This window comes from Bacillus sp. SYZHCR11 (assembly GCF_057196865.1).
Map to the genome: position 1 here is coordinate 89601 of NZ_JBXUND010000005.1, position 15071 is coordinate 104671.

Below are 15071 nucleotides of genomic sequence, written 5' to 3' on the forward strand. Positions count from 1 at the left end.
GATGAAATTAACTGCATCCGATATTGTAGCTTATATAGATCAATTACCTAAAAATAGAACGTACACGTACATTAATCCAAAAACTAAAGGCATAATTAAAATTGTTGAAGTTAGAAAACCAGAAGGTCCTATCCTTTTTAAGAGATACAACCCTAATAAAGGCGAAACACTTTTTATGGCAAAAGAAGAGTCTATTTCTTCTGAAATGGTCTGGAGAGTCGCTAACTCATTTTTTCCAAACCAGCCTATTAACATTGACCGCATATTAGGTGGAAGTTATAATACACGATCAGTTTTAGAAACGCTAATTGCACATACTCCTCAATTTTATTACTGTTATCCAGGAAGAATAGAAAGTATTAGAAGTAAATCTATCATCAAAAAAGGACATAAACACCTTATGTGGTGTCCTGAAAATCCTCATGTATCAGGTCAAATGTATAAAACAGAAACAGATATTGTAGTTTCGGAAGTTCCAAATGTAGACGTTTTCTATGATAGGGTATTTTTACCGGAAGAAGTTATAGATACAGAGCTGGATATAAATTTACAAAGAAGACATTCACAAATTCAAGTAGCTTTAATTAAAATAGGTCAGCAATTGGGATTTCGGACTTGGATTGCTCAGAATGATAAAGGAGTAATATATAATAATAAACCAGTTGGAGAAATGGACAGCGTAATAAGATCGTTACGTGATGAGCAGTTAATCTCAGCATTTGAAGAAGCTTATAACGCAGCTAAGTTTATAGATTGTATATGGTTTAAAAATGGGAATTTAATGCCAGCAGTAATGGAGGTGGAACACAGTACTGGAGTCAGAAGCGGTCTTACTAGAATGAAAGATTTGCAAAATGCAATCCCATCTTTTCTTACTAGGTATGTAATTGTAGCACCTGATGAAGACAGGAACAAGGTTTTCAAAGAGGCAAATCGTTCTCAATTCCATTCTTTGGATGTAAGGTACTTCCCGTATTCTGCAGTAGAAGAGTTATATTCGCTATGTCAGCGTAGAAAGATTCAAGGAATAACCGAGAAATTCTTAGATAGTTTCATGGAACCAACTTTTGGTTTAATAGGATAACTATAATTATTTATAGAGGAGGTTTTCTTATGTTACGAGATCAAAATGAAGATTGGATCGAGCCAGAAGAATTGGATGAACAAAGTGAATCGGGAGAATCGTTTGAAGAATTTGATATAACAGCTTCTCCAAATGATTTTAATATCAAGACGTTATTTGATTTTATAGAATCAGGAGTAGTAAAGATTCCAGGTTTTCAGAGAAATTATGTATGGGATCAAAATCGAGCATCTAAATTAATTGAATCAATAATAATAGGTTTACCTATACCGCAAATATTTCTATATGAGCGGTTGAGAAATAAGTTTTTAGTTATAGATGGTCAACAGCGTTTAATGTCAATATACTATTTTATAAAAGGCAGATTCCCTAAAAAAGATGTAAGAAGTGGATTAAGAGAAATATTCGAGCAGACTGGGAAAATTCCAGATGATATTTTATCTAACAATGATTACTTTGTACCGTTTAAATTAAAGTTACCTGAAGTTAGAGAAGGTGTCGAGCATCCTTTGAATAAGTTGACATACTCTACTCTTGGTGAATATAAACCTACATTTGATCTACGTACTATTAGAAATATTATTATTAAACAGAATCAACACGATAATGACTCTTCAATCTTTGAAATATTCAATCGTTTAAACTCAGGGGGACAAAACCTCAATACACAAGAGATTCGTTCTAGTCTGTATTATTCTGATTTTGATATTATGTTAAGGAATCTTAATCAAATCCCTCGATGGAGACAATTATTAGGAAAAGAGAACCCAGATTTAAGAATGCGTGATATTGAAATATTATTAAGAGGATTTGGTATTTTATTAAATGGTGATAATTATAGACCATCTATGGTTAAGTTTTTGAACAGTTTTGCACGTGAAGCTAAAAATTTTGATAATGCTAAAGTCGATTATTTGGAAAAGTTATTTGTATCGTTTTTGGAAGCTACTTGTGAATTAGATACAGATTGCTTCAATACAAAAACTGGAAAATTCAATATATCAATTTTTGAAGCAATTTTTAAAGCAACTTGTGCACCTTATGTCGAAGATCAAGAGTTGGTAAGTCGTACTATTAACCCTGATTCTGTTAAAAGATTAAAAAGTAATAGTGACTTCATAAATGCAACTCATCATAGCACTGCCAGAAGAGATATAGTTCAGAAGAGGTTGTCAATTGCAGATAACATTCTAAATGGTGAATCTTAAGGGTGAGGACTGATGAAAGAAACTATAGTCGATGCAGTTTATAAACAAAATTATAATTTATTAAAGTATCTAGAGATGCAAAAAGAAGTTTCTTTTCAGCAAGATATGGACAATAAGTTAAAGAAAGTTTTACTTGTATCCGCAGCAAGTTTTTTTGAGACAAGTATTACAGAATTATTGGTGAAGTTTTTTAATATAAAGGCAGGAAACAACCCAGAAATTGTTGCATTTCTAAAAAACAAGGCTATTAGTAGACAGTACCATAGCTACTTTGACTGGGAAAAAAGTAATATCAACAAGTTTCTCGGTCTTTTTGGGGAAGAATTCAAAAAACAGGCTGCTAAAGATATAAAAGAACAAGAGTTAGATCAATCAGTTAAAGCATTTTTAACTTTGGGGAACCTAAGAAATCAACTTGTTCACCAAAATATGGCTACTATTTATATTGAACAGACTAGTGAGGAAATATATTTTCTATATAAAGAAGCTTTAAAGATGATATCATTTATTGAAAGTAAGCTAAAGTAATTATAAGTTAGTTGTAAATAATAGTATAAAATAACAAAAAGTGAATTATCTAATAGTTTAGAAAACAAGACGCAGCCTAAACTGCGTCTTGTTCTTAACCGGGCATTTCGTTGAATCGTTTGCAACTTTGCTTGTCATGTTTCTGGGCACCACATATACTTCATTTCCTAAGAAAGAACTGATATAGCTTACACCGATCAAAGCAATTACAGCGCACAAAGTCAGTTTAAACATACAAACAATCCTCTCTCTGAATTTGTTTGCGAGCGAACTATTTTTTGAAACAGATAACAGAATCACCTTTCTGCCCAGAATAGAAATGACCTTCATATACGTATTCACATTCTTGCTCACATACATGACAGACTGTATTTTTTTACTGATTGGTTAAATGCTATGGGTTTGGATTGTATTTTAACATTGGATGTAACATGGTTTATCTTCCTAATATTCGCTTTTAGACTGTATGTACTGTTCTAGAAAAGTTCTTACCGACTCTCTCTTAGGATATGTCCCTAAGTGTTCATAAACCCAAATTGCTTTCCGTTGAGAGATTGTGTATTGAGACTGTAAAACATCCTCGTAATCGTATTCTATTGATAATTTTCCGTTTATCTCTAGCTGAAGTGTCAAGTTCGTCCAGATATCCTGGTTATTTTCTTTGAACTCATCTCGTAATTCCTCAAATGAGTCATGTAATTGTAATAATAATTCGTCATAAATGTCCTCACTAACATGAAAATGTTCAGGAATATTATGAGAATAGATATAATCCTCACTTTGAGGAGGATTGAAATAAAAGAAAACTTCAGAAGAATCGTCGAGTATTTCTGCATAAAGAATGACCTTTTCCCATTCAGAAGGAATGATTTCGTTAATGCCTTCTGCTATCTGTTGATATAATTCACCCATTTTTTCTGTTTCCATGCTAACCTCCAGTTCAAAATTTATAGATTTAGGTAGCTAATTAAAAATTCTTGATCTTCCTCGTCTTCAGGCAAAATTCCAAGAGTTTTGTACTCCCATAATGCAATTCTTTGATACCCATCAAGCTCAGATGCCAAAATATCATCATCATTATAATCAAGTTGGAATTGACCGTTGCTCTCCAATGTCAATGTAAGGTTCGTCCAAACCTGATCATTATTATTTTTGTGCTCAGCTCGTAATTCCTCAAAAAGTTCACGGATTTCTCTTAATAAAGTTTTGAAGATATCTTTACTTACACTGTATCGGACAGGTATATCTTGCGAATAAATCAGTTGACGTTTTTCTGGTGTCTTGAAGTGAAAGAGAACCATGGTAGAGTCATCTAATACTTCTGCATAAAGATATATTTTTGTCCATTCACAAGGTATGATGTCATTTAATTTATCACCAATAATCTGGTACAGATCTTGCATTTTCTTATTTTCCAACCTTTCACCTTCAATCGTCGAGAAATCCTAGTTATAAAAAATAGCCCAGCAGGGAAGTGCTGAGCATTTTTGATTTATAGACCGAAGTAGTTTATTACAAATTCTTTATCGCTCTCATCTTCAGGCAATATCCCTAAATTTTGATATTCCCATATCACTTGTCGTTGTGTTCCGTTTAAGTCTGAGGCGATGACATCGGTGTAATCGTAGTCTATTAAGAATTTGCCAGTGTTCTCTAGTTTAAGCGTTAAATTGGTCCAAATATCTTGGTTGTTTGCTTTAAATTCTTCCCTTAACTCCTCGAATAACTCTTGAAGTTCAATTAATAAACTCACGTATATTTTTTTACTAACATCGAATTGTTTCGGTATATCATGAGAATAGATATTCTCTTCACCTTGTGGTGTATTGAAGAAAAAGTAAACTTCTGATGAATCATCTAATATTTCCGCATAAAGAATGATTTTTGTCCATTCAGATGGAATCATTTCATTAAGCTGTTCTGCTATTTGTTGATATAACTGTCCCATTTTCTCAGTTTCCATAGGTTTAACCTCCAGCTTGGTTTTTTATTGTCACGAATTTTGTTTTATTGCCAATCGTATATTCGATTATGAATTTTGTGGGTCTTAAAGAGTCGCCTTTATATAGAGATTCTATGTTAACATTAACTCTTTTAGGAGGTTCTTCTTTAAGAGCCTTTGCCCATTCTTGCTCCATTTCATACCACCGGCCGCCGCTCCTATTAATCTGAGAATTCATCGGCACGATGTTGTCGAATTGGCCTGAGCCTTTGAATTGGGTGGCGATTAGGTGACCTCCGTCGTCATCTGTCAGACGGTCTGGTTTACCTGCTTTTGACTGTGCATATTGGTTGCGTTTTGCTTCTCCCAGCTGCAAGTCTGCTTTGACACTTGTAATTCTACCATAGTTGTCAGTAGTGTACGTGTAGCCTTCTTTTGTTTTATAGATGACATTCGGCTTTAATACTTTCTTTCTGGTCCATTTCGCAAAATGCTCGCCGTATTTGACCGTTACCGGCGGTACATGCGGTGCCGGTGTCCGTCTGCCGCTTGCGGAGGTTCCGTACGGTTTCGGCAGGATGGCCTTGGCGAATTTCTGAAGTCCTTCTTTAAGTGTGACCCCGTTGACTGCGTTGTAAGGAACGCCTGCCAGCACTAAGTCGTGACGCGGATGATACGGGAGAATATCAGCCAGGGTGAGATCTCCGATTTGATTTAACTTGGTTTTGACACGTTTTTTTGATACTTCTATGCCTGTGTTTACTTTTTGTTTGATGTGATCAACGGTTTGTTTTGAGACCGTTATCGCTTTTTGTGCTGTGGCGGATTTGCTTGCTGCTGTTTTGACTTTGGTTGTCACTTTGGCGGCTGTTCCTGTTTTTGAGACGGCGCCGACGCCTTTTGTGCCGACAACTGATGTCACAACGGTGCCCACTGCATATGACACCCATCTTGCTCTGGAGTAGGTGTCGCCATTCACCATGTCTTTTTGGTACGATTCTTCGATTGCCGCTGAAATGGCTTCGTACGTCTTGATCGGGTGAGCCACCGCTCCTGTAATGGCTTCAACCGTTCCGCCCGGATCTGTGACCATATCCCATAGGCCTGTGACCGCGTCTTTTCCGGAATCATAAAGGCCGACGGCAACGCCTTTGAAACCGTCTGTAAGTTCACGCGTGTTTTCAATTTGAGTGAAGTAGCGCTGCTGTTCTTTTGTCAGGTTTTTATAGCCGATCGTTTTGGCCATTGAGTAGAATTCATCAGCATTCGCATAATCGTAGTTTTTCAGTCTTTCTTTCAGTTTTTCAATCTCTCGTTCCTTCGCTTCCTCTTTCTTCATCTTCAAATAAGCGTCCGAATGTCTTGCAATCTCGCCTTTCTTCTTATGGATGTCGCTTTCTCGGTATGCCTTGGCGTTATAGTGAAGCGGCGTGGCGCTTTTTCCTTTGCCCGTGGCGTTTTGGAGCTGCTGAAAGTCGGCTTGGATGAACTGTTCGTTTGCTTCGGTTTCTGTGTATTCTTTCGTTAGATCGTGATCAAGCTTGCCGAGCTTATGTATCGTTTCGCTTCTTTTTTTGTCAGCTGAAGACAGCTTCTGATCCGTGTTTTCGGTTGAAAACAGATCAAGCGAGATGATGTCTTCGATCTCTCCGAGGATGGAGCGCATGTCCTTTTTCTGCTCTTCCATAATCGCCTTTGATTTACTGAGGGCGTGGGTGAGCTCATGCTCCAGAAATGATTCCTCCACATGCGAATTGGAAAGTCCGGCATCTTCGACCTTACCGGGAAGGCTTGTGAGAAATGCGATTTTCATGTCGATCAGATCAAGCCAGCTGTCTGTGACGCCGGCGTGGTCTTTGAAAAAGGCTTTGATGTTGTCAGCGCCCCGGCCTGAGAAATCATTGTCACCAAGATCAGCCATACCTTGAAACGCTTTTTTCAGATTGACCATCTGGCCGCGCAGTTTTTTGTATTCACCCGCGCGCTGTTTGGCGGCGGCCAGGAGGGTGGTTGCTTCGAAAACTTTCATGACCATATCCTTTCATTCGAGGGTTTATAGAGGGAAAGATTAAGAAACTTATCAGAGACTGTGCAAACATAGGAATAGGGTTTCTCTGAATCTATAAAGCCTCAATATTCTTTTCGATTTTTTGAATGACTTGTCCGAGCCATAGTATTGGGGATATTCCGTAACTATTGATATCTACACCATCTGCAGACTCATCTATAAAATTATTTTTTTCTTCATCTGGGTAATCGCTATTTATAAACGTTTTGAGTGCTACTACATCGTTTTCTTGTTCTTTTTTAGGTATCTCTGCTAAGTATTCTTCAAGAGCTGACTCAGGAGTGTCTATATCTTGATGGAAAGTCCCTCCTAAAAATTGAAATACAGGTTCAGAAATATTTGTTTCGATCATTGTTCTCACCTCTTGGGTAGGCTGTTTGCTTCAAAAACTTTCATGATCATATCCTTTCTTTTGTTCGATATCAAAATTTTACCACGGGAGTCAGGATATACAGTGTAGGAAATAGGTAATAAGAATAAAATGAATCTTTTGGCTTGCGACTTCCTTCCTGTATGAAGGGAGGCTTTTTATGTTTTGTACAATAATCCTCAAATTCGGCTTACTGCGCTCCGGTGATTTTAAGCGTGCCTGTTTTTTCTAATGTCTTACACTCGAAACAACCCAACCGCTGAGGTATAATAGAAGCAGAGTATTTATCATACAGATTCAATTCGTGAAAGAGAGTGGAACAAAATGGGCCGTAAGTGGAACAATATTAAAGAAAAGAAAGCATCAAAGGACGCAAATACGAGCCGGATTTACGCGAAGTTCGGCCGTGAGATTTATGTGGCGGCAAAACAAGGCGAGCCAGATCCGGAATCGAACCAGGCGTTAAAAGTGGTGCTTGAGCGCGCGAAGACGTACAGTGTGCCGAAAAATATTATTGAGCGTGCGATTGAAAAGGCGAAAGGCGGCGCGGAGGAGAACTTTGACGAGCTGCGTTACGAAGGTTTCGGGCCGAACGGTTCAATGATCATCGTTGATGCGTTAACGAATAATGTAAACCGCACGGCGCCTGAAGTGCGCGCCGCATTCGGGAAAAACGGCGGAAATATGGGTGTGAGCGGGTCTGTCGCTTACATGTTTGATGCGACCGCCGTTATCGGCGTTGAAGGCAAGACGGCGGATGAAGCGCTGGAATTGCTGATGGAAGCTGATGTGGACGTGCGCGATATTTTAGAAGAGGATGACAGTGTTATCGTGTATGCTGAGCCTGATCAATTCCATGCCGTGCAGGAGGCATTCAAAAATGCCGGCGTTGAAGAGTTCACGGTTGCGGAGCTGACGATGCTTGCGCAAAATGAAGTCGAGCTTCCGGAAGATGCGAAAGCTCAATTCGAAAAGCTGATCGATGTGCTGGAAGACCTCGAAGACGTACAGCAGGTTTATCACAATGTAGATTTAGGCGAATAAAGACAAAAAGGCCGGGGCGGCATAAGTTCCGGCCTTTTTATTTTGCTTATGCGGCCGGCCTGTATCGTATTTCTCCGTAAGCAATTATTGATTATTTCGCCAAAACTGGGCGGATGCCCATACGTTTCCTTCCGCATGTCATAAACTGGACTGTAACCTATGTGAAGGAGCGATAAATCATGAATGAAAGAAGACCGATTTACGGCGGAGGCTATGGCGGCTACGGAGGCTACCCGGGGTACGGTTTTGGCGGCTACGGCGGCTACGGCGGCTACGGTGGCTACGGCGGCTTCGGAGGATATCCGGGATACGGTTTCGGCGGAGGCTACGGCTACCCGGGGTACGGTTTTGGCGGTTACGGCGGTTACGGCGGTTTTGGCGGCTACGGCGGCTTCGGAGGATATCCGGGGTACGGTTTTGGCGGCTATGGCGGAGGCTACGGCGGCTACCCGTTCCATCACCATCATCATCGGGACAGCCAATATATCTGACCATTCGGGAAAAGCACTCTTGGAACAGCAAGAGTGCTCTTCTCATGTTCTTGCAGCTGTGGTACGATTGGAGCAAAATCATCAAGTACATATGACATTTCTGTAAATCATGAGCAAGTTGTTTATAAACTGAAAAGCATGATCTGTAAAAATCTCTTTATCGGGAGGTTTTACATGTGAGAAGTGAAGACGAAATGATGAAATTGATTCTTGATATTGCGATGAAGGACGAGAGAATCCGTCTTGTCACTTTAGAGGGATCAAGAACCAATAAAAATGTACCGCGAGACAAATTTCAAGACTATGATATTTCTTATTTTGTGACCGATATGGACTCTTTTATATCTGATGAAAGCTGGCTGGATCAGTTTGGCGAAAGAATGATGATGCAAAAACCTGAAGATATGGAACTTTTCCCTCCGGAACTCGGAGACTGGTTCTCCTATCTCATGCTTTTTAAAGATCATCATAAAATCGACTTAACTTTGATCCCTCTGAGTCAAACAGAGGATTATTTTACACAGAGTGATGGTTTGGCGGAAATATTATTAGACAAGGATGACCGAATCAACAGTAAGATGATTGCGAGTGATGAACAATATCATATAAAGAAACCGACCCCCGGAGAGTTTGATGATTGCTGCAATGAATTTTGGATGGTTTCGACCTATGTGATTAAAGGATTAATGCGTAAAGAAATACTGTTTGCGCTGGATCATATGAATGACATTTTAAGGCCTAATGTTTTGCGTATGATTGCGTGGAATATCGGGATAGAGCATCAGTTTTCATTAAGTGTAGGGAAGAATTATAAGTATATTCAACATTACATGAATGCGAAGGATTGGGAAATTCTGCTGAATACTTATGTCGGCAATACTTATGAAAGCGTGTGGAAGGCATTGTTTGACTGCCAAGGTCTCTTCAGAGCATATTCAAAGTCAGTGGCTGTTTTATTGAGATACGAATATCCTGAATATGATCAGCAAATTACGGAATATACATTGAAACATTATCAGTGCTTTCAATCAGATTTTTCATTATGATTTTTTCACTTCAAATTCCAGATGAGCTGCATGGAGTCCGTTTTTAACGGGCTTTTTTATTTTCTTACAGGGCATAAATGCCGATACGGATTCATACCTATTAAGGTCATGTGTTTAGGAAAGGAGGATCGTAATGAAAGAAAATCAGCCGTTTACACCGGTCAAATCCTATAAACCCTTCCACAGCCGGTTTGATCCCTGCCCGCCGATCGGGAGAAAATACTACAGAACGCCGCCGCATCTTTATATGCGGTTTCAGCCTTATCACTTGGAGCAGTTTTCTCCGATGGAGGCATTAAGAAAAGGGACCCTTTGGAAGGATCTTTACGATTTCTATGATAATCCTTATCGGGGGGGAAGCGAATATGGCGAAAAAGATTGATGATGAATACTATCGGCTGCTGGAGCAAATTCAGGCGGCGGACTTTGTCTTGGTGGAGCTGACGCTTTATCTGGATACGCATCCCCATGACCGTCTCGCGCTTCAGCAGTTTCATGAATATTCCCGGTACTCAAGACAGCTGAGAAAGCGGTTTGAGCCTGAGTACGGACCGCTTCTGCAATTCGGCGTGAGTCAGGCCGGCGCTCAATGGGACTGGGGCCGCGGTCCTTGGCCATGGCAAGTATAAGGAGGGATCTGTAAATGTGGGTATATGAAAAAAAGCTGCAGTATCCGGTTAAAGTGAGTACGTGCAACCCGATGCTGGCTAAATTTCTCATTGAACAATACGGCGGGGCGGACGGCGAATTGGCCGCAGCGCTCCGGTACTTAAACCAGCGCTACACGATTCCTGACAAGGTGATCGGCCTGCTGACGGATATCGGCACGGAGGAGTTTGCGCATTTAGAAATGATTGCGACGATGATTTATAAGCTGACAAAAGATGCGACACCGGAGCAGCTGCGTGATGCAGGGCTCAGTGATCATTACGTCAACCATGACAGCGCGCTGTTTTATCACAATGCGGCCGGAGTTCCGTTCACAGCGTCTTACATACAGGCAAAGGGAGATCCGATTGCTGATTTATATGAGGATATTGCGGCTGAAGAAAAGGCGAGAGCGACGTATCAATGGATTATTGATATTTCCGATGATCCTGACCTGAATGATTCACTCCGTTTTCTGCGTGAGCGTGAAATCGTTCACTCTATGCGTTTCAGGGAAGCGGTTGAGATTTTAAAAGAAGAACGTGATAAGAAGAAAATTTTTTAAACGGCCCTCAAACATGACGGCTGTTTTTTTCCTTTCTGCGTTTGGTCTATAATAAAGGTGTCGAATATTCTGATTACAGGAGGATTTTATGACACCATTTACGATTACGGAGGAGAAGGCGGGGGCATTCCGGGTCACCTCCGCCCGGAAGGATGATGAAGAAGAGGTCATGGATCTGCTCGTGCAGGCGGCAGAATGGCTTCGCGATAAAGGGTCGAACCAGTGGAGCGGCCTTCTGCAAGGGGAAGATACCCACAATATGCGGGAGGCGATCGCCAAAGGGTATGTTTTTTTATTCAGGCAGAATGAAGAGCTGGCCGGCGTCGTCATGCTGCTTCCCGAAGCAAGCGGGTGGGACAGACGTCTATGGGGCGATGAAGGACATGAGGAGTCCGTATATCTCCACCGGCTGGCGATTAACAGGCGGTTTGCAGGGGCGGGGCTCGGCCGGACAATCATGACTTGGGCGGAGACGGGTGTGTCTTGTCCGGGAAAAACGAAAATCCGGCTCGACTGCGTGTTCGGAAACAAGGCGCTTCAGTCGTTTTACAGCAGAATGGGGTACGAATCAAAAGGACTCGCGCCGGGTTATCATTTGTTTGAAAAAAAGGTGAGCAAATAAAAAGCTCCTCATGACGGAGGTGCAAAAGACATGGGGTTTTTTTATCTGATCTGTCTGGCCGCATTTTGTCTTAACTTTGCCGTATCGGCTGTGCTCCGTAAGAAATGGCCGAAAAAGATGTGGCCTGAGTGGCTTTTGGCGGTGCTGGGCCTGACTGCTTTCGGTACGGTTGTTTACAGCATTTTCGGTGTCGGCGGCTGGGAAGGCATGGGCTTGGGGCTTGCCGCGATGTTTGCGGGTTCCGGAGCGGCCGCCGGTTATGCCGCTGAGGTATGCTTACGGGTCGTCAGATCGAATCAAAAACAGTAAGCAGAAGTGAAAAAAACGCAGCCTCGGCTGCGTTTTTTTGTGTATTGCCGGCCGCTGTATAGAAAACAGGCGAATGTCCATAATGGTAATGACTTTTAAGAAGAAGGTGCAAATATGGGACATTTACTTACAGTGGCTTGGGAGTTAGTATGCGGCTTGGGTATTTTATTTGTGATTTTAAAATTGCTTGGAAAAACTCAATTCTCGCAAATTACGCCGTTTGATTTTATTTCCGCGCTCATCCTCGGCGAACTGGTCGGAAATGCGGTGTATGATAAAGGCGTCAGGATTATTGAAATCATTTTTGCTTCTCTGTTATGGGGGGTTTTAATTTATCTCATCGAACTGATTACGCAGAAAGTAAAAAGCTCCAGAAAGCTGTTGGAAGGCGAGCCGAGTATTATCATACATAAAGGAAAACTGAAATATGATGTGCTGAAAAAGAATAAGCTGGACATTAATCAATTGCAAAGCCTTCTCAGACAGGCGAATTGCTTTTCTATACAGGAAGCGGAGTACGCAATTTTAGAAACAAACGGGATGGTCAGCGTCCTGCCGAAATTTCAATATGACACGACGAAGAACGGCGACATGCAAATAAAGCCGAAGCAGGTCTCTTTGCCGGTCACGCTGATTATTGACGGCGAAGTGCTGTATGAAAATCTGAAAGAAGCCGGGCTGGAAGAAAAGCAGCTGAATCAGGAGCTGAAAAAGCTGAACATCAAAAAAACGGAGGACGTGCTGTATGCGGAATGGAAGCCCGATAAACCGCTGTTTGTCCTGCCGTTTGAGGAGAAAAAATAAAAAGAGCATTGCCCTGGGGCAAATGCTCTTTATTATTTTTCGTGTACGCCTGTTTTAACGGCTCTGACATGATACATACCGACATCCGTCCCAAGCATATAATCAGGTTTCGGCTTGCCTTGGTTTGCTTTGTGGGCCGCGATGTGGTCTTCGCTTTTTTCCCATTGTTTCCAATGGTCTTCTGACTCCCAGCGGATTAACACGACGACTTCTTCATCACCGCGGCGGACTTTTTTTTCCAGGATCGTTACGTCTATCAAACCTTCCTGCTTTTCAATCACGCCTTCTGAACTGAAGCGTTCGATTACTTTGTCGGCATGTCCTTCTTTTACGGTCATTTTTCTGATTTGCACAAACATCTGGCAGCTCTCCAATCCTTTTTACGCTTTATCCAACATTTTAAATGAAAATGATTCTCAAAGTCAATTAAGATGCCTGACGGATTACGATTTCAGGAGAAAGACATGACCATCCTCATCTTTAAATTGCACGAAGCTGCCCCATTCCATTTGTTTCGGTTCATCTAAAAAGGTGATGCCGTTCCTTTTCATCTGTTCATATGCGGCAAAGACATCTTCACACTCAAATACGATAGAAGCCTTCATATGCTCGGCGCCTTTCATCATCGATTTCGGATAAATAACCAAATGAGTGGCGGCCCCTTTGGGCGCTACCTCAAGCCAGAAGGCGCCCGGTCCCATCGGATGCTCGGCGACGGTTTCAAACCCCGCTTTTTCCGTCCAGAATGTTTTCGCTTTTTGCTGATCATCAGTGTATACGGCGACTGTCGCGATTTTTTTGATCATCATACTGACCTCCTGTTTCATTTCTTTTATAGTGTATCCTCCTGCCGAAAAAAGCAATCAAAAGCTTTAATGTGCAGGTTTTTTTAATTTCTCTAGTGCGATCGGCGATTCCGATTTATAATTTAGACAAAAGTACATATTCTTGAAAGAGGAGACGGCAGTGAACAAAGACCAATTACTTCATGATTATATTATTACACATTCGGCAGAGCTGACGGAAAAATGGCTCAAGCTGAGACGGAAGCTGAGAGGGCGTTTTTATTCTGCGGATCAATTAAGTGAGGAAATGAAACGGCTGCTGATCGAGCAGCATACCTTTACAAACACGGTCATCGCAAGCGCTTTTTTGGAAGATCCGGCCGTTTTTCAGCATAACAAAGAAAAATGGGCCGCTCAGGTAGCGAAAAGCAGAGTGGAGCAAGACGCGGAGGTTCATGAGGTCGTTGAGGCGATCGGCAATTCAAGAACCGTCTTTTGGGAGGCGGTCACCCGTTTTATGGATGAGCATCAGGACATTGTAACAAATGAGGATGCCCGCCGCTGGAATTACCTTGTCAACGGCTCGTTTGATCAGCTGATGACGGATTTTACTGAACAGTTTCAGAAATTAATGATCGCGAGGCTGTCATCTCAGCAGGAGCTTATTTCCGAATTGAGCTGTCCGGTTATTTTGATCGCGGATACGATAGGCACTCTGCCGCTCATCGGCGCGATTGATACGAGACGGGCGCGTGTGATTTTGGAGTCGGTGCCGGAAAACTGTGTCGCCAAACGGATCACAAACCTTGTAATTGATCTGTCCGGTGTGCCCATTGTCGATACGATGGTGGCGCAGCAATTATATATGCTGTCGAAAACGTTATTTCTCCTCGGCATCAGAACCGTGTTTTCCGGCATTCGGCCTGATGTGGCACAGACTTCTATCCAATTGGGACTTGATTTTTCAGAGTATCAAACTTACGGCTCTCTGGAGCAGGCGCTCGCCAGCATGGGTGTCACATGTGTTATCGAGGAAGCAAAAGCATAGAAAAAAGGTGCTCCGTCCAGAGGCGGGGCGCTTTTTTTGTCAGCGGAAAACAATTTAAACATGTCGGAACGTGAAAATTGCGTTCTTAAAAACAGCAATATGACGCCTTGGGGGCGGGCGTCGGCGACACGGTTTATGTCAAAGCGAAGGAAGTGAAAGTTTTCGCAAAAACATATCCGAAAATTGTGTAAATGCTGTTGATTTCTGAATGAAAACATAATAGTATAATTATATATTTCTTATCAGAATAGTATGAATTAAAACACTCATTGTCAAAAGAAGAACGGCCAGACATAAAGGGGGAGCATGATGACGTCCAAAGGAAACGTAGATCCGCATGTGATCGAAAAGATTATCAGTGCGCTGGAAACGCTCGATTTCGGGACTGTTCAGATTACGGTTCATAATTCCCAAGTGACACAAATTGATAAGGTGGAGAAATATCGATTTTCCCTGAAGAGCAAAGAAGTAAAACAATCTTAAAAAACAGCCAATGACAGGAGGCGGTA

Annotated in this window: 21 protein-coding genes; 14 read left to right on the forward strand and 7 right to left on the reverse strand. The window is 41.5% G+C overall.

The window, feature by feature from the left end:
• Nucleotide 1: 1 nt before the first annotated feature.
• Genes AC2CGA_RS17160 through AC2CGA_RS17170 form a run of 3 tightly spaced genes read left to right on the forward strand, consistent with a single transcriptional unit; the run spans nt 2 to nt 2820 of the window.
• Nucleotides 2–1084, forward strand: coding sequence for a restriction endonuclease (locus AC2CGA_RS17160; protein WP_242522318.1), 1083 nt, complete (start codon nt 2–4; stop codon nt 1082–1084).
• 29 nt (nt 1085–1113) lie between these two features.
• Nucleotides 1114–2292, forward strand: a complete 1179-nt coding sequence (locus AC2CGA_RS17165) for a GmrSD restriction endonuclease domain-containing protein (RefSeq protein WP_139885625.1) — start codon at nt 1114–1116, stop codon at nt 2290–2292.
• 12 nt (nt 2293–2304) lie between these two features.
• Nucleotides 2305–2820: a HEPN domain-containing protein gene (locus AC2CGA_RS17170; RefSeq protein ID WP_139885626.1), complete on the forward strand. Its 516-nt coding sequence runs from the start codon at nt 2305–2307 to the stop codon at nt 2818–2820.
• 444 nt (nt 2821–3264) lie between these two features.
• On the opposite strand, the gene AC2CGA_RS17175 is transcribed toward AC2CGA_RS17170, so the two are convergent.
• From AC2CGA_RS17175 to AC2CGA_RS17195, 5 genes are all read right to left on the reverse strand, one after another.
• A complete protein-coding gene (locus AC2CGA_RS17175) occupies nt 3265–3747 on the reverse strand; it encodes an antitoxin YezG family protein (protein WP_022552716.1) in 483 nt (160 codons plus the stop codon).
• A 20-nt stretch (nt 3748–3767) separates the two neighbouring features.
• Nucleotides 3768–4238 carry a TIGR01741 family protein gene (locus tag AC2CGA_RS17180; RefSeq protein WP_257645422.1) on the reverse strand — a complete coding sequence of 157 codons (471 nt, stop codon included), beginning with the start codon at nt 4236–4238 and terminating at the stop codon, nt 3768–3770.
• A gap of 74 nt (nt 4239–4312) precedes the next feature.
• Nucleotides 4313–4783, reverse strand: a complete 471-nt coding sequence (locus AC2CGA_RS17185; RefSeq protein WP_139885627.1) for an antitoxin YezG family protein — start codon at nt 4781–4783, stop codon at nt 4313–4315.
• Between the two features lie 4 nt (nt 4784–4787).
• A complete protein-coding gene (locus AC2CGA_RS17190; protein ID WP_139885628.1) occupies nt 4788–6791 on the reverse strand; it encodes a T7SS effector LXG polymorphic toxin in 2004 nt (667 codons plus the stop codon).
• A 91-nt stretch (nt 6792–6882) separates the two neighbouring features.
• The gene (locus AC2CGA_RS17195; RefSeq protein WP_139885629.1) at nt 6883–7182 is read right to left on the reverse strand and encodes a contact-dependent growth inhibition system immunity protein; all 300 of its coding nucleotides are present in this window, start codon (nt 7180–7182) and stop codon (nt 6883–6885) included.
• A 342-nt stretch (nt 7183–7524) separates the two neighbouring features.
• Here AC2CGA_RS17195 and AC2CGA_RS17200 point away from each other — a divergent pair, with 342 nt between their 5' ends.
• The 9 genes from AC2CGA_RS17200 (at nt 7525) to AC2CGA_RS17240 (ending at nt 12729) form a co-directional block, all read left to right on the forward strand.
• On the forward strand, nt 7525–8244 hold the full coding sequence (locus tag AC2CGA_RS17200; RefSeq protein WP_003155709.1) for a YebC/PmpR family DNA-binding transcriptional regulator: 720 nt from the start codon (nt 7525–7527) through the stop codon (nt 8242–8244).
• Nucleotides 8245–8423: 179 nt separating this feature from the next.
• The gene (locus AC2CGA_RS17205) at nt 8424–8735 is read left to right on the forward strand and encodes a spore coat protein (RefSeq protein ID WP_095315854.1); all 312 of its coding nucleotides are present in this window, start codon (nt 8424–8426) and stop codon (nt 8733–8735) included.
• A gap of 176 nt (nt 8736–8911) precedes the next feature.
• The gene (ant(6), locus tag AC2CGA_RS17210; protein ID WP_003155706.1) at nt 8912–9781 is read left to right on the forward strand and encodes an aminoglycoside 6-adenylyltransferase; all 870 of its coding nucleotides are present in this window, start codon (nt 8912–8914) and stop codon (nt 9779–9781) included.
• A gap of 133 nt (nt 9782–9914) precedes the next feature.
• Nucleotides 9915–10163: a spore coat-associated protein CotJA gene (gene cotJA, locus AC2CGA_RS17215; protein WP_014304565.1), complete on the forward strand. Its 249-nt coding sequence runs from the start codon at nt 9915–9917 to the stop codon at nt 10161–10163.
• Nucleotides 10147–10410: a spore coat protein CotJB gene (cotJB, locus tag AC2CGA_RS17220; RefSeq protein WP_003155702.1), complete on the forward strand. Its 264-nt coding sequence runs from the start codon at nt 10147–10149 to the stop codon at nt 10408–10410. The genes cotJA and cotJB overlap by 17 nt, the downstream gene beginning before the upstream one ends.
• Nucleotides 10411–10424: 14 nt before the next feature.
• Nucleotides 10425–10994, forward strand: a complete 570-nt coding sequence (gene cotJC, locus AC2CGA_RS17225) for a spore coat protein CotJC (protein ID WP_003155700.1) — start codon at nt 10425–10427, stop codon at nt 10992–10994.
• A gap of 88 nt (nt 10995–11082) precedes the next feature.
• The gene (locus AC2CGA_RS17230) at nt 11083–11616 is read left to right on the forward strand and encodes a GNAT family N-acetyltransferase (protein WP_003155699.1); all 534 of its coding nucleotides are present in this window, start codon (nt 11083–11085) and stop codon (nt 11614–11616) included.
• A gap of 30 nt (nt 11617–11646) precedes the next feature.
• Nucleotides 11647–11925 carry a YesK-like family protein gene (locus tag AC2CGA_RS17235; RefSeq protein WP_003155698.1) on the forward strand — a complete coding sequence of 93 codons (279 nt, stop codon included), beginning with the start codon at nt 11647–11649 and terminating at the stop codon, nt 11923–11925.
• A gap of 114 nt (nt 11926–12039) precedes the next feature.
• The gene (locus tag AC2CGA_RS17240; protein ID WP_003155697.1) at nt 12040–12729 is read left to right on the forward strand and encodes a YetF domain-containing protein; all 690 of its coding nucleotides are present in this window, start codon (nt 12040–12042) and stop codon (nt 12727–12729) included.
• A 32-nt stretch (nt 12730–12761) separates the two neighbouring features.
• Here the strand turns inward: AC2CGA_RS17240 and hmoA are convergent, their stop codons facing one another.
• Both hmoA and AC2CGA_RS17250 read right to left on the reverse strand, forming a co-directional pair.
• A complete protein-coding gene (hmoA, locus tag AC2CGA_RS17245) occupies nt 12762–13088 on the reverse strand; it encodes a heme-degrading oxygenase HmoA (protein ID WP_015388574.1) in 327 nt (108 codons plus the stop codon).
• A gap of 84 nt (nt 13089–13172) precedes the next feature.
• Nucleotides 13173–13535, reverse strand: a complete 363-nt coding sequence (locus tag AC2CGA_RS17250; protein WP_003155695.1) for a VOC family protein — start codon at nt 13533–13535, stop codon at nt 13173–13175.
• 160 nt (nt 13536–13695) lie between these two features.
• Here AC2CGA_RS17250 and AC2CGA_RS17255 point away from each other — a divergent pair, with 160 nt between their 5' ends.
• Both AC2CGA_RS17255 and AC2CGA_RS17260 read left to right on the forward strand, forming a co-directional pair.
• A complete protein-coding gene (locus AC2CGA_RS17255; protein ID WP_014304568.1) occupies nt 13696–14562 on the forward strand; it encodes an STAS domain-containing protein in 867 nt (288 codons plus the stop codon).
• Nucleotides 14563–14871: 309 nt separating this feature from the next.
• Nucleotides 14872–15045 carry a YezD family protein gene (locus tag AC2CGA_RS17260; RefSeq protein ID WP_003155693.1) on the forward strand — a complete coding sequence of 58 codons (174 nt, stop codon included), beginning with the start codon at nt 14872–14874 and terminating at the stop codon, nt 15043–15045.
• Nucleotides 15046–15071: the final 26 nt, after the last annotated feature.

What these genes read in the sequence shown, in the direction of transcription:
- AC2CGA_RS17260 (WP_003155693.1), top strand. Translation starts at nt 14,872, where the DNA reads ATGACGTCCAAAGGAAACGTAGATCCGCATGTGATCGAAAAGATTATC.
- AC2CGA_RS17190 (WP_139885628.1), bottom strand. Translation starts at nt 6,791, where the DNA reads ATGAAAGTTTTCGAAGCAACCACCCTCCTGGCCGCCGCCAAACAGCGC.
- AC2CGA_RS17230 (WP_003155699.1), top strand. Translation starts at nt 11,083, where the DNA reads ATGACACCATTTACGATTACGGAGGAGAAGGCGGGGGCATTCCGGGTC.
- AC2CGA_RS17240 (WP_003155697.1), top strand. Translation starts at nt 12,040, where the DNA reads ATGGGACATTTACTTACAGTGGCTTGGGAGTTAGTATGCGGCTTGGGT.
- AC2CGA_RS17170 (WP_139885626.1), top strand. Translation starts at nt 2,305, where the DNA reads ATGAAAGAAACTATAGTCGATGCAGTTTATAAACAAAATTATAATTTA.
- AC2CGA_RS17250 (WP_003155695.1), bottom strand. Translation starts at nt 13,535, where the DNA reads ATGATCAAAAAAATCGCGACAGTCGCCGTATACACTGATGATCAGCAA.
- AC2CGA_RS17235 (WP_003155698.1), top strand. Translation starts at nt 11,647, where the DNA reads ATGGGGTTTTTTTATCTGATCTGTCTGGCCGCATTTTGTCTTAACTTT.
- cotJC (WP_003155700.1), top strand. Translation starts at nt 10,425, where the DNA reads ATGTGGGTATATGAAAAAAAGCTGCAGTATCCGGTTAAAGTGAGTACG.
- AC2CGA_RS17205 (WP_095315854.1), top strand. Translation starts at nt 8,424, where the DNA reads ATGAATGAAAGAAGACCGATTTACGGCGGAGGCTATGGCGGCTACGGA.
- hmoA (WP_015388574.1), bottom strand. Translation starts at nt 13,088, where the DNA reads ATGTTTGTGCAAATCAGAAAAATGACCGTAAAAGAAGGACATGCCGAC.
- cotJB (WP_003155702.1), top strand. Translation starts at nt 10,147, where the DNA reads ATGGCGAAAAAGATTGATGATGAATACTATCGGCTGCTGGAGCAAATT.
- cotJA (WP_014304565.1), top strand. Translation starts at nt 9,915, where the DNA reads ATGAAAGAAAATCAGCCGTTTACACCGGTCAAATCCTATAAACCCTTC.
- AC2CGA_RS17200 (WP_003155709.1), top strand. Translation starts at nt 7,525, where the DNA reads ATGGGCCGTAAGTGGAACAATATTAAAGAAAAGAAAGCATCAAAGGAC.
- AC2CGA_RS17195 (WP_139885629.1), bottom strand. Translation starts at nt 7,182, where the DNA reads ATGATCGAAACAAATATTTCTGAACCTGTATTTCAATTTTTAGGAGGG.
- AC2CGA_RS17165 (WP_139885625.1), top strand. Translation starts at nt 1,114, where the DNA reads ATGTTACGAGATCAAAATGAAGATTGGATCGAGCCAGAAGAATTGGAT.
- AC2CGA_RS17160 (WP_242522318.1), top strand. Translation starts at nt 2, where the DNA reads ATGAAATTAACTGCATCCGATATTGTAGCTTATATAGATCAATTACCT.
- AC2CGA_RS17185 (WP_139885627.1), bottom strand. Translation starts at nt 4,783, where the DNA reads ATGGAAACTGAGAAAATGGGACAGTTATATCAACAAATAGCAGAACAG.
- AC2CGA_RS17175 (WP_022552716.1), bottom strand. Translation starts at nt 3,747, where the DNA reads ATGGAAACAGAAAAAATGGGTGAATTATATCAACAGATAGCAGAAGGC.